General features: G+C 59.5%; 14 protein-coding genes, 6 pseudogenes and 1 riboswitch. Of the genes and pseudogenes, 7 read left to right on the top strand and 13 right to left on the bottom strand.

All coding sequences use genetic code 11. From position 1 onward, the window contains the following. Window positions 1–411: 411 nt before the first annotated feature. Both HAP48_RS05720 and HAP48_RS05715 read right to left on the bottom strand, forming a co-directional pair. Window positions 412–1,756 (bottom strand): annotated as a pseudogene (locus tag HAP48_RS05720) (IS1380 family transposase). Window positions 1,757–2,595: 839 nt separating this feature from the next. Beyond that, window positions 2,596–3,725 (bottom strand): IS3-like element ISRj2 family transposase gene (locus tag HAP48_RS05715; protein WP_166206328.1). Its coding sequence is split into 2 segments (ribosomal slippage): window positions 2,596–3,473 and window positions 3,473–3,725, totalling 1,131 coding nucleotides; the frame shifts between segments, so codons are not numbered across the junction. Between the two features lie 428 nt (window positions 3,726–4,153). Then, window positions 4,154–4,353: riboswitch (cobalamin riboswitch) on the top strand. A gap of 102 nt (window positions 4,354–4,455) precedes the next feature. Here HAP48_RS05715 and metE point away from each other — a divergent pair. Further along, window positions 4,456–6,801: a 5-methyltetrahydropteroyltriglutamate--homocysteine S-methyltransferase gene (gene metE, locus HAP48_RS05710; protein ID WP_166214487.1), complete on the top strand. Its 2,346-nt coding sequence runs from the start codon at window positions 4,456–4,458 to the stop codon at window positions 6,799–6,801. Window positions 6,802–7,539: 738 nt separating this feature from the next. Here the strand turns inward: metE and hemN are convergent. The 3 genes from hemN to HAP48_RS05695 all read right to left on the bottom strand — a co-directional run bounded on the left by hemN (window position 7,540) and on the right by HAP48_RS05695 (window position 10,567). Beyond that, the gene (gene hemN / locus HAP48_RS05705; RefSeq protein ID WP_165125887.1) at window positions 7,540–8,892 is read right to left on the bottom strand and encodes an oxygen-independent coproporphyrinogen III oxidase; all 1,353 of its coding nucleotides are present in this window, start codon (window positions 8,890–8,892) and stop codon (window positions 7,540–7,542) included. Window positions 8,893–9,139: 247 nt separating this feature from the next. Beyond that, complete coding sequence (locus HAP48_RS05700; protein ID WP_035978447.1) at window positions 9,140–9,763, bottom strand: hemerythrin domain-containing protein; 624 nt, start codon at window positions 9,761–9,763, stop codon at window positions 9,140–9,142. A 120-nt stretch (window positions 9,764–9,883) separates the two neighbouring features. Continuing rightward, entirely contained in the window at window positions 9,884–10,567 is a 684-nt protein-coding gene (locus tag HAP48_RS05695) for a helix-turn-helix domain-containing protein (protein WP_166214488.1), read from the bottom strand. Window positions 10,568–11,330: 763 nt separating this feature from the next. On the opposite strand from HAP48_RS05695, the pseudogene HAP48_RS05690 reads away from it, so the two are divergent. Then, a pseudogene (locus HAP48_RS05690) lies at window positions 11,331–12,429 on the top strand (ISAs1 family transposase). 316 nt (window positions 12,430–12,745) lie between these two features. Here the strand turns inward: HAP48_RS05690 and HAP48_RS05685 are convergent. The 4 genes from HAP48_RS05685 to HAP48_RS05670 all read right to left on the bottom strand — a co-directional run bounded on the left by HAP48_RS05685 (window position 12,746) and on the right by HAP48_RS05670 (window position 15,195). Next, the gene (locus HAP48_RS05685; protein WP_224496926.1) at window positions 12,746–13,072 is read right to left on the bottom strand and encodes a hypothetical protein; all 327 of its coding nucleotides are present in this window, start codon (window positions 13,070–13,072) and stop codon (window positions 12,746–12,748) included. Window positions 13,073–13,615: 543 nt separating this feature from the next. Beyond that, on the bottom strand, window positions 13,616–14,221 hold the full coding sequence (gene fixJ / locus HAP48_RS05680; protein WP_166214489.1) for a response regulator FixJ: 606 nt from the start codon (window positions 14,219–14,221) through the stop codon (window positions 13,616–13,618). A gap of 352 nt (window positions 14,222–14,573) precedes the next feature. Further along, a complete protein-coding gene (locus tag HAP48_RS05675) occupies window positions 14,574–14,750 on the bottom strand; it encodes a hypothetical protein (protein WP_166214490.1) in 177 nt (58 codons plus the stop codon). 193 nt (window positions 14,751–14,943) lie between these two features. Then, window positions 14,944–15,195 carry a hypothetical protein gene (locus tag HAP48_RS05670; RefSeq protein WP_312022757.1) on the bottom strand — a complete coding sequence of 84 codons (252 nt, stop codon included), beginning with the start codon at window positions 15,193–15,195 and terminating at the stop codon, window positions 14,944–14,946. Window positions 15,196–16,186: 991 nt separating this feature from the next. Here HAP48_RS05670 and HAP48_RS05665 point away from each other — a divergent pair. Further along, on the top strand, window positions 16,187–16,516 hold the full coding sequence (locus HAP48_RS05665) for a hypothetical protein (protein WP_166214491.1): 330 nt from the start codon (window positions 16,187–16,189) through the stop codon (window positions 16,514–16,516). A gap of 574 nt (window positions 16,517–17,090) precedes the next feature. After that, window positions 17,091–18,220 (top strand): IS3-like element ISRj2 family transposase gene (locus tag HAP48_RS05660; RefSeq protein ID WP_166204126.1). Its coding sequence is split into 2 segments (ribosomal slippage): window positions 17,091–17,343 and window positions 17,343–18,220, totalling 1,131 coding nucleotides; the frame shifts between segments, so codons are not numbered across the junction. A gap of 229 nt (window positions 18,221–18,449) precedes the next feature. Here HAP48_RS05660 and HAP48_RS50690 read toward each other — a convergent pair. Further along, a pseudogene (locus HAP48_RS50690) lies at window positions 18,450–18,594 on the bottom strand (transcription termination factor Rho); the annotation flags it as partial. 4 nt (window positions 18,595–18,598) lie between these two features. On the opposite strand from HAP48_RS50690, the pseudogene HAP48_RS05655 reads away from it, so the two are divergent. Further along, window positions 18,599–18,926 (top strand): annotated as a pseudogene (locus HAP48_RS05655) (cbb3-type cytochrome c oxidase subunit I); the annotation flags it as partial. A 344-nt stretch (window positions 18,927–19,270) separates the two neighbouring features. Continuing rightward, complete coding sequence (locus HAP48_RS05650; RefSeq protein ID WP_175612359.1) at window positions 19,271–19,456, top strand: hypothetical protein; 186 nt, start codon at window positions 19,271–19,273, stop codon at window positions 19,454–19,456. 1,223 nt (window positions 19,457–20,679) lie between these two features. Here the strand turns inward: HAP48_RS05650 and HAP48_RS05645 are convergent. Then, window positions 20,680–21,081 (bottom strand): MarR family winged helix-turn-helix transcriptional regulator, encoded by a 402-nt coding sequence (locus tag HAP48_RS05645; protein WP_166214492.1) that lies wholly within the window; start codon window positions 21,079–21,081, stop codon window positions 20,680–20,682. Window positions 21,082–21,379: 298 nt separating this feature from the next. Next, window positions 21,380–21,623: pseudogene (locus tag HAP48_RS05640) on the bottom strand (IS256 family transposase); the annotation flags it as partial. Between the two features lie 267 nt (window positions 21,624–21,890). Between HAP48_RS05640 and HAP48_RS05635 the strand changes: the two are divergent. Beyond that, window positions 21,891–23,108, top strand: coding sequence for an IS110 family RNA-guided transposase (locus tag HAP48_RS05635; protein ID WP_224497085.1), 1,218 nt, complete (start codon window positions 21,891–21,893; stop codon window positions 23,106–23,108). Between the two features lie 273 nt (window positions 23,109–23,381). Here HAP48_RS05635 and HAP48_RS05630 read toward each other — a convergent pair. Beyond that, window positions 23,382–24,479, bottom strand: a pseudogene (locus tag HAP48_RS05630) (IS256 family transposase); the annotation flags it as partial. Between the last annotated feature and the right edge of the window lie 120 nt (window positions 24,480–24,599).

Genomic DNA, 24,599 nt, shown 5'->3' with positions numbered 1-24,599 from the left:
ATGCTGGACCTACCCAGGAGGAGAAGCCTGGGCTACCGAGAGCCTGCATTCTTCGTGCCAGCTAATAGGCGGCCGTTTGCACTATAATTGTGTCGCCTTTGTCGACTTTCCGACCTGCGTACGTTGCAATGCGTCCCTTCAGTCCGCCTCGACCTGCAGAATTCATGGCACGCGCTTGATCACGCGCTTAATCTCCGGTGGCGCAGGTGATCGACTTGCGGCGAGGTGTCTCACGACAGTCTAGCCCGTCCTATTCGTGAGAGTGCGGTTTTTTGGTCCGATTGATGTGGCCGCACATCTGCTCTGACGAGGCGCGCGGGATTGCCTTCGGCTTTTCACCGCCTGACGACCCGTACTTTGCAACGCGCTTAAGGTGTAGGTTGGGCGAACGGGGGGCGGACGCCCCGCCGGTCAAGGACCGAGCGGCAGCAGCGCGCCTGGCAAGCCGCGGATCAGGTCGGCTTCGGGACATGCCGCGGCAAACGCAAGGCGAATGCGGCTCGTGGTCTCGACGACACGGGCAGCGAGTTTCAAGAGCCGAAGACGCAGCGTCGCGAACTCGGCAGTGGCCAATTCCCGGACTTTGGGAATCGCGTCGCGCACGGTCAGCATCAGCCAATAAGCGGCGGTGTGGAGAACGAGGCGGACTTGATTGGCGAGCGCCGAACGACAGCTGGTGCGATCGGAGGCGAGCTGTGTCTTATGCAGCTTGATCAGATTCTCGGCTTGGCCGCGCGCGCAATACAGGCTGTCGTAGATCCACTCGGCCGAACCGACATCGAGGCTGGTGACGACCGAAGCGGATGTCGAGGCCAAGCATCGTCGCCTCAATACGGGCGACGGTGCGCCGTTCGCGATCCCAGGACTTTGCCTTGTGGCGCGTCTCGGTATAGCCACGCAGAACCGGCAGGTTCTCGATGGCGCGTCGCGTGCGGATGTCGTCGGCGGCCTCGTCGACTTTTCTGGCGAGCGGCTTGGTGCCGGACAGACCGAAGATGTAGTCGATGCCGTTGGTCTCGCACCACGCCATTGCCTCCGGCCGAGCATAGCGCCCGTCGCCACGGAACGTAATTCGCGTGTTGTGCCACCGCGTCCGGATATGCCGGATCAGGCGGCGCAGATGGGCACGCACCTCGACGCCGCCCGGCGTCTTGCCGGGCCGCAGCACGACCGCCACGGGCCGGCTCTTCTCCGTGTCGTAGACGTGGATCGGCAGGAAGCAGCGTTCGTCATAATGAGCGTTGAACAGCGAGAGCTGCTGATGGCCGTGGACGACATCGCAGGTATCATCGATGTCGAGCGTGACGGATGCCGGCTCGCGCGGGTAGCTATCCATCCATGCGTCGACCAAAGTGTAGGTCAGTCGGATCACGTCGCGCAGGCGCGGAGCATTCTCCAGCCGCGACAGCGTCGGTTGGGAACACAGATCGCGACCCGTGTCCGGCAGCCGTCCGCAGGCCAGCTTGAATGCGGGATCGGACCGCAGATGATCGAGGTCGTCGGCGTCCTCGTAGCCGCAGCAGATCGCGAACATGCGCGCGCGGAACATATCGACAAGGCTGTGCACGACCCGCGTCGGATCGCGCCGATCCGGGAACACCCGGGCCAAATTGTCGGCCAAGCCGAGACGCCGCTCGGCCATCGCCAGAAGCATCACGCCCCCGTTCGAGGTCAGCCGACCGCCATCGAAGGCAGCTGTGACTTTCCTGGCGTGAACGGCTGGAAACGAGAAGGGCAGAATCGTATCATCGGTCATGGCGGGCGTGGTGTTCGCGGCTGAAGGTGATGGGGTGGCTTTGCAACCGAATCCTACGCCGCATCAGCGCTTTACACCACGCTCGCCAGCCTCTCAGGCGCCCTCTGACGAATAAGACGGGCTAGAGCAGATTGTCTACCATCGAACCCGTCGTTCGGTTTTGAACGTCGTGGCTCTATCCACACGCGATTGGCGCTCCTTCGCGACTATGCGACAGTCCTGAAGTGCTAGTTGCAGCGCCAGGCAGATGTGCTTGGCACTCAAGGGCCCACAACGATACGAAACCGCCCATCAGCGCCGGGCGTTTAGAACAGACGCCGCCGAAGTGCACGCTTTAAGCAGGCGGGCGAGATGATAGCATTCACTGGCATGCGCGATCGCTCGTGTCGGCCGGCGCATATCGTGCTCTTCAATCGACCGGAAGATGCGGCTTCGACGCAAGTCCTGTCCTCCGCAAGCAGGTAGAGGCGCTGAGCCGTGCTAGCCTCGGCTTGAGCCGATCAATAGTTTCGAGAGAATCTGTCGAGCGGCGTTACTCAAGAGCGGTCTTACCATCAATCCGAACAAGCCGACCGCCGAGACGGCAACAGCAAAGACACCGAGGGCACTCCAAACAGCCATTTTCATTGCGAGCCGGTCTCCTTGGTTTGGTTGATATGCTTGCCTGGGCAGTATCGCCAAAAAGTGTCCGAGAGAGCTGGCGCCGGTTGTTTGGACAGCGCCCCGCGGGATTTAAGTGGATTCCTGCCGGGTTATGCTGAACGCGGGGCCTTACGATTTTGTCGTTGCGTCGGGAGGGCGTAGCCCGACCAGAGCGACGACAAAATCGTCGGCGACGGTCATGCGGCGATCACCATAGCTTGCGTGCCGAAGTAAGCCTCGTCGGGCGTGCGCCCGTCAAGGCTCGAGTGAGGGCGTCCCTGATTGTAGAAGGCCAGATACTTGGCAATTGACGCTCGCGCCTCGGACACGCTGTCGTAGGCGCGGAGATAAACTTCTTCGTATTTGACCGTGCGCCAGAGCCGCTCGACAAACACGTTGTCGCGCCAGGCGCCCTTGCCGTCCATGCTGATGGCGATCTTCGCGTCCAGCAGCACATCGGTGAACTCGAGGCTGGTGAACTGGCTGCCCTGGTCCGTGTTGAAAATCTCGGGCCTGCCGTGCTTCGCCAACGCCTCCTGGACCGCTTCGACGCAGAAGGCCGCCTCCATTGTGATCGAGACGCGATGGGCCAGGACCCGTCGGCTGAACACATCGACGACCGCCGCGAGATAGACGAAGCCACGCCGCATCGGAATGTAGGTGATGTCCATTGCCCACGCCTGGTCGGGCCGCTCGATCTTCAATCCGCGCAACAGGTACGGGTAGATCTTGTGACCCGGTGCCGGCTTACTCGTGTTCGGGCGACGATAGACCGCCTCGATCCCCATGCGCTTCATCAGCGTCGCGATGTGGCGGCGACCGGCGTATACGCCCTCCCGCCGCAGCAACGATCGCTGCATACGCGCTCCCGCGAAGGGATAATCGAGATGCAGCTCATCGAGCCGACGCATCAAGGCAAGGTCCTCGGCCGAAACTGGCCGAGGTTCATAGTAGACCGTGCTGCGAGCCAGCTTCAGGACCTTCGCCTGGCGCACGATAGAAAGATCATGACCGCGGTCGATCATCGCTTTGCGCTCAGCAGGCCCGCCTTGGTGAGCGCGCCGGACAAAAAATCGTTTTCCAACGCCAGCTCGCCGATCTTGGCATGTAACGCCTTCAAATCGACCGGCGTCTCGGCCGACGCCTTGTCATGCCCAAACACGCCGGCGGCGCCTTCCAGGAGCTGGTTTTTCCAGATCGTGATCTGGTTCGGATGAACATCAAACAGTTGCGCCAGCTCCGCCAGCGTCTTGTCGCCTTTGACCGCAGCCAAAGCAACCTTCGCCTTGAATGCCGGAGAATGCATCCGGCGGCTCTTCTTCGTCATCTTCGCTCCTGATTCGCGGCAAGAATCCTCGCCGCTGTCAGGCAGAAAATCCACTCAAGCTACTGTCCGAATTTGCGGAGCCAGCTCTGAGTGACGCCTACCAGAAATGGCTGGCATCACAGAAACACCTCGCGCCGCGTATGCTATCTTATTCGGTGGATCGTTGATTGCTTGGAGAAGGCAGCGCGCCGTGCTTGATGAACCGGGGCCAGCTTGCATGAAAGCCGTCTGTTCGACCAAGTGGTCCTCGGCGCAAAGGCGGCGTATTCGGATTTGTCGCTGCCCACGCGGAGGGACTTTCGGGATGTCATCCGATGTCCGTGATTGCAGAGCGACTTCTGCATCGAGGATGAACGGTGGGCATGCCGCTAGGCACATTAGCAGATCGCAACATGAATTCGCGAGGTTGACGGAACATCCCTTTTGCCGATAATTGAAGGTGTCGAGGTTCTCCAGTCTCATTAGGCCGGAGCTAAGAGGGAAGCCGGTGTCAATGCCGGCGCTGTCCCCGCAACTGTGAGCGGCGAGCCGCTGTCCAACGAAGTCACTGAAGCCTGACGGTTTCGGGAAGGCCGGACAGCAGCGCTGAGCCGCGAGCCAGGAGACCTGCCCCGACACTATCTTCGTCCACGGGCGGGGTGTCCCGGTGGTGCGCCAAGCAGCGGTCGCTCGCGCGACTTCTTCTGCCTGCGTCCGCCATGGCCTTTGCCCCCAATATGGGGTTAACGCTATGTCTCTTCTCTCTCTTCCGGTTGCCACACTCGGAACGCCACGCATCGGTCCAAGGCGAGAGCTCAAGGTTGCGCTCGAAAGTTACTGGGCCGGAAAAATCGCCGAACAGCAGTTGCTCGAGGATGCAGCTGGCCTACGTGCCGCAAATTGGGCTCGCCAGAGGTCTCTCGGTATCACCGTGATCCCATCGAACGATTTCTCGCTGTACGACCAGGTGCTCGACACCAGTGTCATGGTTGGTGCCATCCCAGAAGTCTACGAGACGAATGCCGGATCCATTTCGCTCAAGACATACTTCGCCATGGCACGCGGGTCACAATGCGACGGTCAGGATGGGAGTTGCGGTCACCCGTCGCGTGGATATGGCGCACCCGCGCAGGAGATGACCAAATGGTTCGACACCAACTACCATTACATGGTCCCGGAATTTCACCCGGGGCAGACTTTCAGACTATCCTCTCGCAAACCAATCGAGGAGTACGAGGAAGCCAAGGCCCTTGGCTTTCAGACGCGCCCTGTCCTGATCGGGCCGGTTACATTCTTGAAGCTTGGCAAGAGTGCCGATCGTGCGTTCCAGCCACTGTCACTGCTGGATGACCTGATACCGGTCTATATTGAGCTTTTGAAGGAATTGGCCAAACGCGGGGCAAATTGGGTTCAATTCGACGAACCTTGGCTAGTCCTTGATCTGGATGAGAGTTCGCGAAACTCCTTGGTACATGCTTATGGCCGGCTCGCAAAGGAAGGGCCGGCCATCAAGATCATGGTTGCAAGCTATTTCGGTGGCCTCTGCGACAATCTGGACGCTGCCCTGCGCCTGCCTGTTGCCGGGCTTCACGTCGATCTGGTTCGCGCGCCAGAGTTATTGAGCCAGATCATTGCGAGCGGCCGAAGTGACCTCGTCATGTCGCTCGGCGTCATAGACGGTAGGAATGTTTGGCGATCGAATTTGTCGGCGCTCCGCCAGCGACTGGACCCCGCGATTGCGAAGCTTGGTAAGGACCGCGTACAGATCGCCCCATCCTGCTCGCTGCTTCATGTGCCGGTCGATGTTGAACTCGAGACCGGGCTCGCCTCCGACGTCAAGAGCTGGCTTGCTTTCTCGGTTCAGAAGATGCGTGAGCTTGCGACCTTGGCGCGGGCACTCGCAGGCGACCAGAATGTTGCGAAAGCTCTTGCGGAATCGGAGTGTGCCGCAGCCGTCCGCCGGACGTCGCCGAAGATCCGAGATGCCAATGTCGTTGTCCGGCTGAGTGCGATCAACCAGGCCATGCGCCGGCGCGCCAGCCCATTTGCCAGTCGGGCCGAGATCCAACGCAAGCGCTTCGGGCTGCCAGCGTTCCCGACCACGACGATCGGATCGTTTCCTCAGACCTCAGAGGTCCGTAATACCCGGGCGGCGCATGCGCGAGGCGCGATGAGCGACGAGCAATACGACAAGTTCCTCAAGGAAGAGACGGCGCGCGCCGTACGTTGGCAGGAAGACATCGGTCTGGACGTGCTCGTCCATGGCGAGTTTGAGCGCAATGACATGGTGCAGTACTTCGGCGAGCAACTCTCCGGCTTCGCATTTACCAAAAACGGTTGGGTGCAATCCTATGGCTCGCGCTGTGTCCGGCCGCCGATCCTGTTTGGAGATGTCTCGCGGCCGAAGCCGATCACGGTGGACTGGTGGCGCTATGCGCAGTCGCTAACCAAAAGGCCGATGAAGGCGATGTTGACCGGACCAGTAACGATCTTGAACTGGTCGTTCGTTCGCGAGGATATTCCCCGAAGCGAAGTCTGCCGTCAGATTGCGCTCGCAATTCGAGATGAAGTCGGCGATCTCGAGAATGCGGGTGCTTCCATGATCCAGATCGATGAGGCTGCACTACGCGAAGGCTTGCCATTGCGTCGTGCGCAGTGGACCGTTTACCTCGAGTGGGCTGGAGATTGCTTCCGCATCTGCTCATCGGGCGTCGCCGAACAAACTCAGATTCATACCCACATGTGTTACTCAGAATTCAACGACATCATCCATGCGATTGCTGCAATGGACGCAGATGTCATCTCGATTGAGACTTCGCGCTCGAAGATGGAACTGCTCGACGCGTTCAGGAACTACAACTATCCGAACCAAATTGGGCCAGGCGTGTACGACATTCATTCCCCACGCGTTCCCGAGACCGGCGAGATGAAGGAGCTCATGGCCTTGGCTCTGAAGCGGCTGCAGCGGTCGCAGCTCTGGGTCAATCCGGACTGTGGCTTGAAGACACGCAAATGGGAGGAGGTTCGCCCGGCACTTGTCAACATGGTCGCTGCGGCCCGCGAACTGCGCGCTGCATCCGCTCCAATAGGCCATTGATCCTTGGTCAGGTCTTTCGTCGAGCTGATCGGCTTAAGGAGATCTCGATAGTCCCGGGAGAGCCTTCGTGAATACAAAAGGCCCGGCCGCGTTTAGCGGCCGGGCGGAAGTCGAGTCTGGGAGGAGCGACGCTGCTAGGCATCGCGGCCACTTCCATCGGCAGAGGGAGCACGGCCGACGGCTCGATCTCGGCGAGGACATTCGCCGAAAATCTAAGTCCCAGTTAAGGCACAGGATGATCGTAACTCAATTATGCCCTGGTATGCGGCCAATATAGCCAAGGATTAGAAAACTACACCAAGGTTGTTGCTGATGAGGACTGTCTCAACGACTCGCTGAGTCGAGCATGGGTGGGCGATGATGTGGAGCGATCGCCGCATGGAAGGCAACGGGCCGCAAAACGTGGTGCGCTCTCCTGCCCGCAAACAATACGCTCAATCACCGAGACATACCAAAATCGCGCACGCAAGGACCTCATCATCACCAATGAAATGAGCAGCTTGAGTTAGGCCAGATTCGGTCGGTCGTTGGTCAAACCGTTGTCGCCCGATTGGAATCCTCGGTTCCAACGAGTGTTTGAAATCTACGTGCGGCTCGACGTAGTGGGTGTGACGACGCTTGTAGATAGCTCGGGACCGGATGCCAAATCGGCGTGCTATCAGCCGTGCGATACTCCTAACCAGAAGCCGATTTGGTGATGTTGATCTCCGATCGGAACCGGATCGGGTTGGCTTCGGTTCAAACCGCCCGACTGTGCGTAGCCCTCGACCCAGGGAGGTGCGCGTCGAACGAAGATGCGACGCTCCGGACCAGAAACTCTGCGCCATCGACCACGGAAAGTCGACCGTCGTCCAGTACGGCAACTCCATCTGCGATCAGGTTGGCGAGTCGAGAACGATCGACGACGGCCAGGCTCGGATCCTTGCCGTAACGACGGCATGTCTCGCAAAGATCGACTGCCATGCCGCACATGAGTCGCTCGATGATTTCGGCGCGGAAGCGATCGTCGTCGGCCAGCAAATAGCCCTTCATCGTGGCCAGCCGTTCCTCGGCGATGCGAGCAAGGTAGTCCTTTATCGACACAGCGTTCGCGACGAACCCTTGTTGCATCTGGCCAATGGCGCTGGCGCCGAGTCCAAGGAGGGTGTCCGCCGAATCATCCGTATAACCTTGAAAGTTGCGCCTCAACCTGCCTTCCTGCCGTGCCAGGGCGAGATTGTCGTCCGGCAGGGCGAAGTGATCGATGCCGATGCGTACATATCCAGCGTCGACCAAAGCTTGCGCGATCGTTTCCGATTGCAGGTGTCGCTCGACGCTGTCGGGCAGAGTGGATCCATCGATCTTGCGTTGATGCTTCTTAAGGAAAGGAACGTGCGCGTAGCCAAACACCGAGAACCGATCCGGATGCAGTTCGAGACATTTGGAGAGAGTGTCGAGGCAGGAAACGACGGTCTGCTGGGGCAGCCCATAGAGCAGGTCGAAATTAATCCGGCCGATGCCGGCGCGGTGTAGACGATCGACCGATACTGCGGTCTGTTCGAAGCTCTGCAGACGGCCAATGGCCCGTTGAACAACCGGATCGAGGCTTTGGACACCTAGGCTCGCCCTGTTGACCCCGCAATAGCCTAGCGCCTCGGCCATCGGCTCGGTCAATATGCGTGGATCGATCTCTACGGCGATCTCGGCATCAGGCAAAATTGCGAACGAATAGCGCAACGAGGCGACCAGATCAGCAAACGTTTCAGGTGTCATGATCGTCGGCGTGCCGCCGCCGAAGTGGACATGGGAGACCGGTTGTCGTCGACCGATGGTTTCTCCAATGAGGTAGGCTTCAGTTCGCAGTGCGGTTGCATAGGTCGCGAGCGGCTCCTGGCGTTTCATGACAGATGTGTGGCAGCCGCAGTACCAGCACATGCTTCGGCAAAATGGCACGTGCACGTAAATCGAGGCGGACTGCTGGCCGCCTAACGACTTGAGCCACGCTTGATAGTCGGATTCGCTAACTGACGCCGAGAAATGGGGAGCCGTCGGATAGCTGGTGTAGCGTGGCAGGGAGTGCTGCCCGTAGGATTTTGCCAAGTCGGGTCGCATTCTTCTTCTCTGGGTCCAAATCGCAGATACGCCGGATAGGTTTTTGCGCTGCGTCAGTTTAATTGGTGGCTGATGGCAGTGGCGAGTCTGAAGCCAAATTGGTAGGGCATGCCCACGGCGTATATCGTCCCTGGATCGCGATGAAGCGGTGATGCCGCAGCAATGGGCGGCATGCAGGCCAGTTCTCGTTTTGATCCAATTGGGCCTGCATGAGCAAAGGGAGAAAGTATTCCTCTCCCGAAGGATATTAGCCGTCCCTCGTGAGGCCATGTAGCGGGCTGCCGGCCATTCCGGAGGAAAGAGCGACCGAACTCCGTTCGGCTTCAGCTTCTTGCTCCAATTCTAGGATATGCGCTCTTAGCGCATCGGAGGTCGCCCTTGCTGCTTCGCTGAATAGGGGATCACCATGATCGGTGAGAGCAGAAGCGATGTCGGTCCAATCCTGAGGGGATAGAGCCAGAACGGCGGCGGGAAAGAAATCTCGTTCTTCCAACATCATGTGGTGCCGCTCGCGTACGATAAAGTCGCGTACGATATTGCCGACGTCTTGCCGAACGAGTTCACGATCCGCGAGGATCCCATCAATAGCTTGAACGGCGTGGTGCAGACGGTCGACGACTTCCTGGTGTTCATGTGCGAGATTGCCGACGATCGCAGCCGCATCCGGATCGCGAGTCTCGAGCTTTGAGAAAATCAAGTCTTCTTGAGGATGATGGTACATCGCCGGGTAAACCTCGAAGTAGCTGAGGATCGCGCGAATGACCTCATAGTCCGGACGGGTCCCATGCTCGAAAACCTCCAATTCGCGTTGGAGGAAAGTCAGAAGAAGATCAATATTGCGATGCTCTCGAAGCAACAGATCGATGATCATTGTGGGCTCCATGGAGGAACAAGGTAGCAGATCGCTCAAGCTAAGGTTCAGTGTCCTTCACGGCGCCGCAATTGTCCGCGCTGTTCTTGCAGAATTCGCATTTTCGCCGCGGCTTGTGACTTAACCCAAGTTCTGCACATAGCGGCTGGATAATCTGCCGTCACGCAGCTCGACTCGGCGTGAGGTTGGTAGGGCAATAACGCCATTCTGCTCAAGTTGGGTAAAGGTGCGCGACACCGTCTCGATGGTCAAACCAAGGTAATCGGCAACATCCTGCCGTGACATGGGAAGTTCGATCGCACCCTTCTTGGTAGCGCGGCGAGACATATCGAGCAGAAAGGCCATCACCCGATCTTCTGCGCTGCCGATCAGGAGCATTGAATGTTGCTGAAAGCGGCGGAGCTCCAGCGCCATACCGTCCCACAGCTGTCGCGTGAGCTCCCTCTCGTGACTGGCGCGAACAATGACGGCGGAGCGCTTCACCATCAGCAGATGCGTCTCACAGATCGCCTCGGCCGAAGAGATATGGCTTTCTCCGGCCTCGAAGCCGAAGATGTCGCCGGGCAGATAAAATGCACCGATCTGACGGCGTCCGTCCTCCAGAATCTTGTAGGTTCGCACAGCACCTGACACCACTTGATACAGGTATTCAGCTGCCTCATCCTCGCCGAAGATCTCGCTGTTGCGAGTGAACCGCATCGGTGCCGCAATCATACCAAACGGACCACAACCATGCGGCTGCCTGCGCAAGACGCTAGTCGGATGTCGGCTGATCTCGTGAGAAGGTGCGGCCTGGGCCTGCATGGCGGACTCAATCTTGCTAACGACGATGGGGCTCAGATTGGCCGCTTCCAACGGGCCGGCAAATTCGGATGTTTTCCCTAAGTAGAAGCCACTAAGTATTTACACGTAGGTCCTGTAATGCCGTCCTAGTGCAGCGCTGCCCCTGGCTTGCTCCAACCCGCTCGAAGCCGGCCAGGCGGCCTTTGGATCGAAAGAGGCTGCCGGCTTGGTCGGCCTTGCCGATGGAAACAATCGCAAGCCTGGGCCAATCTCCCGGGAAGAGCCAGGCGGAAGCGCAATGCCTTAGAATGTGGCAGGTCGATATCGATCGAGCTGCTGGAGGAACTGCTCACGGACAGTCTTGCCACCAAAATCACCGGAGAGCGGCAAGGCCAGCCGTTGAGCCGGATCAATATGTCACCCGAGCCAAGTTCTCGGGCTTACACGTGCGCGCGTATCAGATCATACCAAGCTCGTCGTCCAGGTGGACCTGGCGTAACCGATGAGGGGATGCCGCCAATATGCGCGTTGTCACAGCGGCGGCCGGCCGGTGGCTGGAGAAGGATTATTGGCCAGGTGATCCTAAGGCGGAGAGCCGAAATCGGCCGTGGACGAAGGCGCCGGATCCGCCCATCACCAGCAGGTCGAAGCTTTGGTGCGCCGCGAGCGACAGGAGGGTGCGCCCCGCTGACCGCAGGGGAATCGCATATGGGTTTTGGCTAGCTATTGCGTTGGAAGGCAAGAAGGATTCTGAAGACGACTCCCGGATTCTGGAGGGAGTCGGATGCGGAAGTTCAGAAGGGCGTTTGGGCGCTTGCCGGACCCGCGCGCAGGCAATGCGAGCCACGAACTGCTGGAAGTTCTCTTCATCGCGCTGGCGGCGGTTCTGTGCGGAGCCGGCAGCTGCGCGGAGATGGAGGAGTTTGGACAGTCCAAGGAAGGCTTGTTGCGCCTCTTCCTGAAGCTGGAGCACGGCATCCCCAGCCACGATACGTTCAGTCGGGTGTTCCGTCTGCTCAAGCCGCAGGCCTTTGAGTTCGCCTTCCGCCGCTTCATGGCGGCGTTTGCCAAGGCCAATGGGCTCAAGCTTACCGGCGTGATTGCGGTCGATGGCAAAGCTCTGCGGCGTGCCTATGAACGCGGCGGACGGGCAACGCCACTGCATCTGGTCAACGTCTTCGCAGTCGAAGCACGCATGGCTCTGGCGCAACAAAAAGCGCCGGGGCGCAACGAGACGGCGGGCGCCTTGGAGGTGCTGGATCTTCTCTCCCTTGAAGACTGCACTGTGACCGCCGATGCCCCTGCATTGCCACCGCCGATTTGCTGCAGCGGTGCTTGATCGGGGCGGACATTATGTTCTGACGATCAAGGCGAACCGTGGCCTCTTGTTCAAGGCGGTGACGCAGCAGTTTGCGCGATCGGGGCAGCGCAGCACCGTCCAGCAGACCGACCGCCCGGCCCATGATCGCAGCGAGGCGCGACGTGCGACCGTCATGCGCAACACGACCCTGGCTGAACGCTTCCCCGGCGTGGCGGCCGTGGGCCGCGTCACCTCGCGCCGGCGCCTGCGTGACCAGCGCGCCGATCCGCCGGTCGTACGTTACTATCTGCTGTCCAGATATATCTCTGCCAAGCGGCTGCTTGACGTCACCCGCAGTCACTGGGCCGTTGAGAACCGGCTGCATTGGGTGCTCGACGTCCATTTTGCCGAGGATCGCAACCGCTCCCGCAAGGACCACGCACCGGAGAATCTCGCCATTCTCCGACGCCTTGCCCTCAACATCCTGCGAGCCCACCCCGATCGCAAGTCCATCAACCTCAAGATCAGACGCGCAGGCTGGGACGAGGCCTTTCTCATGCAGGTTCTTAGCCATATGCGATAGCCCTGCCGCTGACCGGGATGCCGGGAGTGAAACGACCTTTGCAGCAAGGCCTGACTTTGCAAGGTACTGCCCCAAATGCTCCTTAGAACTTTCCGCCGGAAGCCTGTTTGGAGCGGCGATCGCGACAATGGTGAGGACGTCAGCTTCGCGCAGCAGCGGCATCGCGTCGTGCAACGCGCGGGCCGCGCGACGGCTGCCGTCCCAGCAAATCCCGATTCGCCTGGCCGAAAACGGGCCGTGGAAGATGCATGGCAGGTACAGAGCGGGTCCGCCGGCTTGGAAAAGCATTCGCTTGGGAATAACGTTATCGTAGCTGTCATAGCCGCCCTGAGGTTGCGTGACGATGCTCATATCGTGGACTCGCGCGCTCGCGCAGATGATCCGGCGCGTCGGCCGGAACCGCACTCAGCGCGCGGCTCACGTAGGAGATACCGGTGTTTCTTGCCTGCAGATCAAAGACACAGAGTGCCGCTTTGGCTCGCTCCAATGCACGCTCCTGTTCGACCTCAAAGACCGAAGTGACGGTCGCCCCGCCGAGCGCAACGAGCGGAGCAATGGTCCTTTCGTACCCGATCGCGACAACATCAAGATGCGCGCCCGTGCTCAATGCGAAGGAAATCGAACCATCTACCGCAGCCCGCACCGGTAGCTCCGTAGGAAGACGGACCAATATATTCCTGAACATTGCCGCTCTCTGGCGTGAAGGACATGCTGGTTGTCGAAGCACAATCCGGGCCGTTTAATTGATCTGCTTCATACGCAGTCGCTGATTTGGTTAGGCACGATTAAACTGGACGTGTAGCTGTCGCGCAATGGCCCGGTGTCAACTAGAGAAAAGCCAGCATGGCATGTGGTCCGTCGGTGATGCCAGCCGCGCAACTGCATCATTCATGCACAGCGATTATGCCGCCGAGACCAGGAAGGGTGATCGAGCAAAAGATTGCGGATGCCGTTCTTAGCCATCACCTGATCGACATTGTTAGTCGCGGCAAAACAGGTGCTGAATACCAGGATGACAAGCAAGCAACCGAGGTGATGCACGACTCGTTCGGCGCGGTCAACCTGTCCGCCAGTGCGTGCCGAAGGCGTCTTTCTGAGCCCGGTTCGAAGCCTTGCCTCCGAAACTACTGTGCACCATCAGGTGCGCGCAGCCTGAAAAAGCCATTTCGCGCCGTTTGCGATACTGCTAGAGCCCTGAGACGATGGCGATCCGCATCAACTCGGCAATGCTGCGGGCATCGGTCTTGGCCATGAGGTTAGCGCGGTAAACCTCGACTGTCCGGGGGCTGATGCCAAGATCCCGGGCGATCACCTTGTTGATTCTGCCGGCTAATAGTCCGTGCAGGACGTCACGTTCGCGCGCCGAGAGATCTGCGAGGCGGGCGTCCGCCTGCAGTTTTGCTGCGTCACCGATTGGCTTGATCGGCCGCGCGTCCAACGCACTATGGACGGAACGCAATAGCACCTCATCCTCGAACGGCTTCCCGATAAAATCGGCCGCACCCGCCTTCATCGCTTCGACTGCAAGCGATACGTCGCCATGCCCAGTTATCAGGACGACAGGATAGCCGACACGATCGGCCTTGAGTTTGCGCAGCAGTTCGAGGCCACTCATGCCGGGCATGCGGATGTCTGAGATAATACAGTCGACAGGGCCGCTAGCGACCTCATCGAGGCACTGGTTCGCCCTCTCATAGGCTGCTACGCAAAAGCCTTTTACATCAAGCAGAAGCGCGAGCGAATCCCGCATCGCGGCGTCATCATCGATCACAAGAATGCGCCGCATAATCATGCGTCTTCACCAACCTCCGCAAATGGCGGGGTGAACTGAAAGATCGCACTCCCGCCCGGATTCGTTTCTGCGAGGATGTGGCCGCCATGGGATTCGATGATCGCCCATCCGATTGATAGTCCAACCCCCATACGATGCTCTTAACTCGTGACAAGGGGTTGAAACAGGCGGTCGGGGCTAATGCTGGGGCCGCTACCAGCACGAGTAAACCTGGCCAGGCCGTCTTGGTAGCCCCGACGGTCAATTTTCAGCACCAGTAGGGAAGCCATCGTCTCGATTGCCGTTCCCATCAGGTTCAGCGCATCCTGGCGCATTCTCCACTAAGTCCTGCCGCTCGCCATTGGCCGCGAATTCACGTGAGCGCCTGGCGATATCGTCGGCGCGAGGAGGCCTGTCGGGCGGCGTGTTCGAGCGCGTTACCAACGCGATTGACGTCTGGCTTGTCTGATGCCGGCCCGAGCAGGTAGTTTGTAGTGGCGAAGACTGGCTGGTTGATTTCATGGGCGATGGCCGATGCCATCTCACCCATGGTGGTCGGCCGCGAGACGTGCACGAGTTCAGATTAAACCCATGCAGCCGCGGTCCCTCAGTGCCATAGCGATACCGGATGCGGTCGGCATATTTCGCGCCAAGCACACTCATTCGATTCGCTCTACATCGCCTGCGAGAGGGCCACTGAGTGGAAGCGTAGCATTCACGGCATCTAAGTGCTGGATGGCCCGCTATTTCGACCAGATGCGCCAGTGTGTGGGTCGCACAGCGACGTGTTCTCCGGTCTTGGTCTTAATCCAGCCGCCGAAGATCCGGCGGCAAGGAAACACCAGCCGGTGAATGGTATTACCCTCAATGACGGCAATCTCCAGATCCCGATCAAAGGGCGCCGCTTCGATCCGTTCCCACGTCATCTTGTCAGTAGATGCTGTATGGTGTTTATCGCCGCGAATAGACAATTGGGGCAACCTTCTGAACAGCATGGATCAGTTCGCTTGGTCGGTGCGGGAACAGGTTGAGCCAAATATTGGCCGAGCGGCGCGTGATCTCGATCGCTTCGGTTGCCGTCCAGGTCCTATAAGTCATAGTTCGTTGAACCCGTGATGGGACATGATCCGCTCGCTAACTGAATTACGAGGATTAACGCTCCGATACAGCTTCCCGGCTACGATCGAGAAGATCCCGCCCTGCTCAAGACAATGCCGGCTAGTATCGGCCGCTGTCTTGCAGAAATCAGACTGAACTGCTGCCTGCGAAGTCGTGCCAGCGGCGCCACAAGTGTTCCCGTGGTCTTTCATGTCGAACATCCTTCATTGGTGAGAAGACTCCCAAGTGGGCGAGCGTGAGATGGATGGCCTCAACGCGTCCTTGCGAGCCTGGCGGGCGTGTCCAAGCGAAAATGTGACGCCCCCGGCTTCGCTTGATGCCATGCCGATCGATCTAGCTGCGCTCGGCCCCAATCATTGCGCCGGTCCGCCGGTCGACGAAGTGGACGCCATCACAAGCAGCGCAGGTTATTGGGGCAGGTCGTCGGCGCCTAGCTCGGAGGCGTCATCCGGCAGCAGTCCTTGAACCCGGTCGCCGGTATTTGGACACGAAAAGATGATGGGCCGCCAAGTCCTTCTGTCTGCCATGTCTCTGACCTTGACCGGAACGTCTTTTCTATCGCTAAGCCGCCGCCGCAGTATTGATGCAGGTCAAAAAAGCCGATGCACGTCGAGAATCGCCAGCGGTGAGCCCGGTGCGAGGAGCACAGCGTCCCTGCAGCAACATGTATCGGCTTGGTTGATTGGAGCGATTTGCTCGGCCCCATTTTGATGCATGTCAAATCCCATGGGCCGCCATCAGCTAAGGCTCTTTCGAGGGATGTGACACACGGTGAGCCAATCTGCACATATCGGTCGTCCTTGGCGGTTCAGAAATCTGCTTAGGCGGTTACGAGCAAGCCTGTCTCGGTCATCTGAGCTAGCTTACTTGAGCTCTCACGACATCGATGCGATCGCGCGTGAGCTTAATCTGTCCACGTCCGCCTTTCGCAGGATGGCTCAAAGTCCGGGTTCTCCTGAACTCTTAAGCAAGCGCCTCGCACTTGCCGGTTTTTCCGAGAATGCGCTTGCCGCTCGTCATGGTGACGTAATGCGCGATCTGCAGCGGGTGTGCGGCCTGTGTCGGGCTAAGGCCCGCTGCGCCGCCGACGCCGGAAAGGAGAAGTATACAGGTCTCCCGGACGACTGCCCTAACGAACAAACCCTGCGCGCGCTTGGTCGCGAGATCGAGAGCGTCCCCCGGCGCTTTCGCGATTGACCGCGCTCAATCGTTCCAACCGGAACTGTAAGTTCCCAAAAAACCACGACATGATAAACCCACCCCTGCCTGAACTCCACGACAATGGGCGAAGCAGGCCTGGTGTCGGTATTCGCTGCTTCTGCTTATGTTGCGTTTTCACCTGAGCTAGGGGGCGCGATCCCGCATTGAATCCACGCATTGCTGGCTTCCGCCGGCAATCTAGCCGCTGGAGCTGTCATCTCAATCGCTACTATGAACGGCCGGCGGTATAACGGTTCGTCTCCAAATCCTACATCGCCTGCGCATGCAGGGTGCCCTGATTCAGTGGTGGTACGGCCACAACGCCGTCGGGTTCTTCCTGAGCGCTTGTTTCGTTTCGATCATGCACTACTTAATTTCGATGGAGAGCCCGGCGCCCGGTCTCCTATCTTCTCCCGAGATCCAATTTGCGCGCTGATCTTGTACATCTGCGGCGGACCGCCATGATCAACAGCCGGCTCTCTCAGAGCTGGCTCCGCAAATTCGGACAGTAGCTTGAGTGGATTTTCTGCCTGACAGCGGCGAGGATTCTTGCCGCGAATCAGGAGCGAAGATGACGAAGAAGAGCCGCCGGATGCATTCTCCGGCATTCAAGGCGAAGGTTGCTTTGGCTGCGGTCAAAGGCGACAAGACGCTGGCGGAGCTGGCGCAACTGTTTGATGTTCATCCGAACCAGATCACGATCTGGAAAAACCAGCTCCTGGAAGGCGCCGCCGGCGTGTTTGGGCATGACAAGGCGTCGGCCGAGACGCCGGTCGATTTGAAGGCGTTACATGCCAAGATCGGCGAGCTGGCGTTGGAAAACGATTTTTTGTCCGGCGCGCTCACCAAGGCGGGCCTGCTGAGCGCAAAGCGATGATCGACCGCGGTCATGATCTTTCTATCGTGCGCCAGGCGAAGGTCCTGAAGCTGGCTCGCAGCACGGTCTACTATGAACCTCGGCCAGTTTCGGCCGAGGACCTTGCCTTGATGCGTCGGCTCGATGAGCTGCATCTCGATTATCCCTTCGCGGGAGCGCGTATGCAGCGATCGTTGCTGCGGCGGGAGGGCGTATACGCCGGTCGCCGCCACATCGCGACGCTGATGAAGCGCATGGGGATCGAGGCGGTCTATCGTCGCCCGAACACGAGTAAGCCGGCACCGGGTCACAAGATCTACCCGTACCTGTTGCGCGGATTGAAGATCGAGCGGCCCGACCAGGCGTGGGCAATGGACATCACCTACATTCCGATGCGGCGTGGCTTCGTCTATCTCGCGGCGGTCGTCGATGTGTTCAGCCGACGGGTCCTGGCCCATCGCGTCTCGATCACAATGGAGGCGGCCTTCTGCGTCGAAGCGGTCCAGGAGGCGTTGGCGAAGCACGGCAGGCCCGAGATTTTCAACACGGACCAGGGCAGCCAGTTCACCAGCCTCGAGTTCACCGATGTGCTGCTGGACGCGAAGATCGCCATCAGCATGGACGGCAAGGGCGCCTGGCGCGACAACGTGTTTGTCGAGCGGCTCTGGCGCACGGTCAAATACGAAGAAGTTTATCTCCGCGCCTACGACAGCGTGTCCGAGGCGCGAGCGTCAATTGCCAAGTATCTGGCCTTCTACAATCAGGGACGCCCTCACTCGAGCCTTGACGGGCGCACGCCCGACGAGGCTTACTTCGGCACGCAAGCTATGGTGATGGCCGCATGACCGTCGCCGACGATTTTGTCGTCGCTCTGGTCGGGCTACGCCCTCCCGACGCAACGACAAAATCGTAAGGCCCCGCGTTCAGCATAACCCGGCAGGAATCCACTTAAATCCCGCGGGGCGCTGTCCAAACAACCGGCGCCAGCTCTCTCGCGCGCGTAAGACAATCGCCGCACGGACCGGTGCTCCGCATGCTGATGGTCTCGGTCGGCTTTCACGGCAGGCCACATCAGGTCGACGACACCGCCTCGCCCTTCACCGATCGCTGCATATCCGGGACTTCTTCCGGGCGCTCGTCGATCGGAAGCACCATCAGATAGCAGTCAGGATGATTGGCGGTGATGGAAGAACGCGATGTTCTGCATTAGCAACAGTCTGGCTCTGATGGCAATTAAGGTTGTCAATTCGCTCCGTAACTGCACCGATCGGACGGTGAGCTATGTGCACTCCGGAGCGTTGGGTAAGTCGGCTTCGTGTCGTTCGGTGCCTCTATTGTCTGATTGCCTGACTTTGGAATCGTCAGCTGTATAGCCTCAAGCTCTCAACAGGCACTTCTCGATCGGCAAGATGGGGATCGTGTCCCCATCGCCGCATGTGGGTGTTCGGCATCCCATAGGGCCTAATGTGGCGCGCCTACACTTCGCTTGGTTTCCTCGAATACTCGTTCCTCGACTGCGTCGAGGCCATGAATCCCATCTTCATCATCCGTGTACCGGCGGCGCAATGTTCCCGACAGTGCGCTCATCATGCCGACCATTCTTTAGATGAGCTAAATCCAGAACTCTGACCCGCTCCGCGTCGCGGAATAGGTCATCGCATGTCTCTCTGGAACGAGAAAAGATCCTTGAGAAGAACTCGATCATCCGCGAGCTTAACACAAATAACGAGTCTGCCCGATTTATTCAGGCTCATCGCCATTTGGTTGCTCATCGTTCTCCATAGCTTATGACCGACGTTGCATGATGGCGCGAGTTCCTGCGACTGCCTCGTTTTTAACATCGTCGTCCCGAAAAAACTATGTTACAAGCCGCCCTCTCAAAAGGAGCATTAGTCGTGAAAAAAGCAAGCAAGAAACGCGTTAAGCGGCGCGAGTGGACCAAGGCGGATATCAAAGAGCTCAAGGTTCATTCGAAGGCTCGGACTCCGGTCATAAAAATATCAAAAATGACCAAACGCAGCGTCGGTGCGCTACGCCAAAAGGCCCTCAATCTCGGAATCGGGCTCGGGCATCAGCGATAGCTTACTAAGCAGCGCGCTAAGTTGCACAATAGGGCGGCTTGTGGGCCGCCCTTTATGGCCACTGGAGTTGGTCGCAATTCGCCTTACAGATTGCTGTGGATGATCTACCAATCCCAATTCTGGTACATTCGGTGCAAAGCTGCCGTCCACACGCGGAGAATTTTTCGGTCTGGATGACTCTCCACCGCAGGGGGGCGATTACGAGCGGTAGTGAGGCGTCAAATCCGGTGAACGCAGGGAGATACAGCTTGCAGAGTTCTGGCGCGGCGCGGCGACAGTCTGATCTGCCTGTCGATGTAGTCTCGCGCAGGCCCGTTTAGCCATCAACTGTGATGCGCCGAGGATCTCAGCCGTCTGATCGCGGGAAAACCTCTCGTTCAAGACACCAACGATGGCTTGCCTCGAGGCCGACCGCCGGGACGAGACGCGAATGCGTCGTGCTCCTGGGCCTTGTCATAGATGGGAAGTAGGCTTCAGATCGGCACACGCAGCAACGGGTTTTGTAAGCTACCAGGATGGATGATCAGAGTAGAGGAATGAGTGCTTTGGTACTGCCGGATGGCCCGTCTCTGCGGCGAAGGGGTTCAGTGTCTCGTCATCTTTGGTGAAAAGGTTCTTGAGCGACGCGTCGTGGCCCGCGTCTGATTAAAACCCGCAGCGGACGACATCCAGCTTTCTTCTGATCCTGGCAGGCATTGAGATGTATGCGGAGGCGCCGGCGAAATTGCTCGACACGGTCAGGCTTAACTCGGCACCTTGCTCTGAGTCACTGCGATCGGCTACGTCGGCTGTGCGTTATAGCGCGAGAATAGACGATCGAAAAGTTGGACGCGACTCGGTTGCCCTGGACTCACAGCTCTGGTCAAAAGAAAGCAACCCTGAGGTTCGTACCTTGAAGATATCGATAGATTAAAGTTTACGCGCAAGGGGCAGCTGCCGAGCCTGTTTGTTAGCTTGAGCTGCAAAATTATACGGTGCGGTCAGCAGCAATAAAAAAGGCGCTCTGTTAGCTTGATAGCTGGCGGCGGTCCGGCTACGTCCTGAACCCGTCATTACCTGCGCGCCTTCGGCCGTGTGAACGGACCACACCCACCTTCGCCCGCGCTGCCTCAAGAAAAAATCAAAGGTGGGAAAGTCGACATGGCTAGCCATCTTCGTTTCTGACGATTGTACGTTTGGTTCTCAGAACGCCGGAGCGGCTCTGATGGCAAGCCTTCTCTAGGCTATGCCTCAATGTAGCCAGCCCGCCCAATAAACTCGCTTGATACCTTAAGGCCCAATTCATCAAGAGCGAGCTCATCCAGTGCTTGCTGTCGTGGCACCAGAGTTGCGAGATGTTCACGAGTGTTGGCCGTCAACGAGATCTGCACGACCCGAGCATCGTTTGCGGAGGAGGACTTACGCCGCAGAAATCGGCCTTTCTCTGGCACCTTTGAGTGGGTCGTGACGAAGGAAGGATCAACGTGCATCAACTTTGACACCACATTGACGGGCACACCATTTTCTTTGCCCAAATAGGCCACCGCCATCAGGATCATCCACTGTGGCCCGGTGATGCCAAGCACATTGGCGCGGAATTTGGCAAGCTCTTCGAGACACGCACTGATCGATCTGATTTCCCACATGAACGGCCAACCATCTCCTGTCCGTCGGTAGAGAAACTGTCGAGGGTGGTTGCTCGACTAAGAAACTCCGGCGGCCCATAGCTCAGATTTCTATCCTTCACCGGCCTCCCCTAGCGCGGATTGGAAATTGGAGCAACGCCGAAAGATTATGTAAATCAGTTGCTTGGTACGATTCGGACGGGCGTGGACCTTGCTGAATTATAAGCCGGGCGACGCTGTTCTGACGTGCGCCCCCCTTGTCTAGACGGACCAGCGGCGGCCGGGAGCTATCGCCAAATTTTGGTGACGGCGCGGCCGGTCAGGCGGCGGCGGTTATGGGCTGACGGTCAGTCGGTTTGGCGATGACCTCGATCCCATCGTTGAATGTCACACCGAGAACGAGTTTTGGCAACTGGTTGTGGCCATCGAGACGACGCCAGCTTTTCTGCGCGGCCTCAAGCAGTTTGAAGATCCATCGCGAGCGCCGTTCTGTTGGACAGGCAGCCCTTCGATCGGATCGTGCGGTGGCGCACGGTAGCGAAGGTGCTTTCAATGGGATTGGTAACCGGTATGAGATTTCTCGGTGCCGATGTTCCGCTGCGATATTCAAGATCGTAGCGTATGGTGCGACCATCGGGACAGAGGCACCGGGAGCACGAAGGTGCGGGCAGGCCGATGCATACGATGAGCCGCGAGCTCGAGTTAGTAGCTGGCCGCCTCTGCGACTCGCCCGGTTGCGCTGAGAGCGCGAATCCGTAGTTGTCGTGTCGCCCGTAGCTCCCGTCATGTATTCTGATTGGCAGGAGGTGCGAATGCGACGGGTGATTGGCATCGACGTCCACCGAACTTTCGGGGAGGTGGTGGTTTGGGAGGACGGCAGGCTCAGACATGCGGGCCGCATTGATATGACGCGGACTGCGTTGGAGGGATTTGGCAAGACCCTGCTGGCCAGTGATGAGGTGGTGGTCGAAGCGACCGCCAACAGCATGGCGGTGTCGCGGGTTCTGGCGCCGTTCGTGGCACGGGTGATTATCGCCAATCCGCTGCAGGTGAAGGCGATCGCCCAGGCTCACGTCAAGACCGACAAGATCGATGCCGGCACGCTCGCCAGTCTGCAGGCGGCCGGGTACCTGCCGCAGATCTGGACGCCTGACGCGGAGACCGAACGCAAGCGTCGGCTGGTGGCGCGGCGCTACCAGCTCGTGCGGCATCGCACGCGGCTCAAGAACGAGGTGCATTCGATCCTGCACGCGCACCTGATCCCGAAGTGCCCGCATGCCGATCTTTTCAACGGCCGCGGCCGGGCGTGGTTGGCCGCTCAACCGTTGCCAGACGATGAGCGCGCGGCGATCGATCGGCACGTCCGCGAGCTTGACCGGCTGGCGGAAGATCTGGCCCTGCTCGACCGCGAGATCGCGCAGGACGCCATCGACGATTCCGCGGTCAACAGATTGATGACGATCACCGGCGTCAACTTGGCGGTCGCCGCCGGCATCGTGGCGGCGATCGGCGACATCAGCCGGTTCAACAGCCCGCAGAAGCTGGTGAGCTATTTCGGGCTGAACCCGCGGGTGCGGCAGTCCGGACTGGGCGCCGCCCATCACGGCCGCATCAGCAAGATCGGCCGCAGTCACGCGCGCGCCATGCTGGTCGAGGCGGCCTGGGCAGCGGCCAAGGCGCCCGGTCCACTGCATGCGTTTTTCCTGCGCATCCGCGCCCGGCGCGGCCATCAGATCGCCGCGGTGGCCGTGGCCCGGAAGCTCACCGTGCTTTGCTGGCATTTGTTGACGAAGGGCGAGGATTACCTGTGGGCGCGCCCGGCACTGGTCGCCATCAAGACCCGCGCGATGCAGCTTCAAGCCGGACATCCGCAACAGAAAGGCAGCCGGCGTGGGCCAGCGTATGCCTACAACATCAAGGCATTGCGCGACCGCGAGATGTTGATTGCCGCCCAGGCAGAGCAAAGCTACGAGCGCTTGGTGACGCAATGGAAACCACGGCGGCCAAAAACCGGCGCGCGGGCGCCTCAGCTCGGCAGGACAAAATAGGGCAGCCCGGTGACGCTTGCAGCCGATGCGCCACGCTTCGCCACGAGGTCGCCCGCGCCCACCAAGGATAATCCCGCCTGACGGCAAGGGCCAGCCAGGAATGCAGTCCCGTTCCACGCCAGCATGCCGCCGTGCTCGGGCCGGTCAAGGCCAAGCCTTGCGGTGGCCGCAAACGCGGCCAGCCTTGACCGCCCCTGCGCGCGGCGGCTGCGAGATCGGTGGCCGGGACGGAAGAATGGCCCGCGGCGCAGCCGAACAAAAGAATGGACGTACGCGATTTCTGCAATCGTCATCTCGGTCATGAAAAAATCGCTTGTCCATCTCATCCGTGGTCCGCAGGTGTTTCCAGTGTTCGGCCGGGAAGTCGTAGAACGCCAGTAGCGTGTCCCGATCCTTGCTCAGGCAGTCGGCCGCCTTCTCGTATTTGGGCGTGTAGCTCTCGATGAAGGCGTCGAACGCCAGCTCGGCGGCGGCCTTGGTTTCGGCCATCCAGATCTCCTGCAACGCGCGTTTGGCTTTAGGCTGCTGGCTCTTCGGCAACTTGGCGATCACGTTGGCGGTCTTGTGTACCCAGCAGCGCTGCTCGCGCGTTTTCGGCCAGACCTCGCCGGCGGCCTTCCAGAACCCGAGCGCGCCGTCGGCGATGGTGAGCCGCGGTGGCACGCCGAGCCCGCGCCGCTTCAGGTCGAGCAGCAGATCGCGCCAGTCCTGCGCGCTCTCGCGGGCGCCATCGGTGAAGCCGACCAGTTCCTTGCGGCCTTCCGGCGTCGCGCCGATCAGCACCAGGATGCACTGCTTTTCGTCTTCGAGGCGTGCTTGGAGATGGATGCCATCGGCCCAGATGTAGACGTAGCGCTTCGCCGACAGATCGCGCCTCTGCCACGCGGTGTGTTCGTCAAGCCAACCGTCCTTCAGACGGCCGATGGCGGATGCCGACAACCCGGCAGCATCCTTGCCGAGCAGCGCCGCCAGAGCCTCGGAGAAGTCGCCGGTGGAGATACCCTTCAGGTAAAGGATCGGCAGCAGCGTCTCGATCGATTTCGAGCGGCGCATGTAGGGCGGCAGGATCGACGGAGAGAACCGGATGCGGTCGGGATCGGTAGCCTCCGCCTCGCGATCGCGTACACGCGGCTGGCGGACGCCGACCGGACCGATACCGGTCATAACCTCGCGTTCCGGCAGGTGACCGTGGCGCACGACGCGCTGGTGGCCGTCCGCAGTCTTCAAATCGGCATGCTTGCCGAGAAAGTCCGCGACCTCGGCCTCGACCGCCTGGGCCAACAGAGCACGCGCCCCATTGCGCAAGATTTCGGTGAGTTGATCGTCGACGTTTCCTGGCTGAATCAACTTGATGATGTTATCTTTGGCCACGGCATATCGCTCCTTCGGTGGAGAAGTGGAGGCGTCAAGCACCCCCACGATATGTCGCCTTCCCGATTCCCGCCGTCACCAACTTTCAGCGATAGCTCCAGCGGCGGCCTCCACGGGTAG

The organism is Bradyrhizobium septentrionale, assembly GCF_011516645.4.
In the GTDB taxonomy this organism is placed as follows: domain Bacteria; phylum Pseudomonadota; class Alphaproteobacteria; order Rhizobiales; family Xanthobacteraceae; genus Bradyrhizobium; species Bradyrhizobium septentrionale.
Note: the sequence above shows the minus strand (reverse complement) of the source record. Positions and strands in the feature narration are given on the sequence as shown.

Coding starts and splice junctions, on each gene's coding strand:
- metE (WP_166214487.1), top strand. CDS start 4,456: ATGTCTCTTCTCTCTCTTCCGGTTGCCACACTCGGAACGCCACGCATC.
- hemN (WP_165125887.1), bottom strand. CDS start 8,892: ATGCGACCCGACTTGGCAAAATCCTACGGGCAGCACTCCCTGCCACGC.
- HAP48_RS05700 (WP_035978447.1), bottom strand. CDS start 9,763: ATGATCATCGATCTGTTGCTTCGAGAGCATCGCAATATTGATCTTCTT.
- HAP48_RS05695 (WP_166214488.1), bottom strand. CDS start 10,567: ATGCAGGCCCAGGCCGCACCTTCTCACGAGATCAGCCGACATCCGACT.
- fixJ (WP_166214489.1), bottom strand. CDS start 14,221: ATGATTATGCGGCGCATTCTTGTGATCGATGATGACGCCGCGATGCGG.
- HAP48_RS05675 (WP_166214490.1), bottom strand. CDS start 14,750: ATGGGTGAGATGGCATCGGCCATCGCCCATGAAATCAACCAGCCAGTC.
- HAP48_RS05670 (WP_312022757.1), bottom strand. CDS start 15,195: ATGCTGTTCAGAAGGTTGCCCCAATTGTCTATTCGCGGCGATAAACAC.
- HAP48_RS05645 (WP_166214492.1), bottom strand. CDS start 21,081: ATGTGGGAAATCAGATCGATCAGTGCGTGTCTCGAAGAGCTTGCCAAA.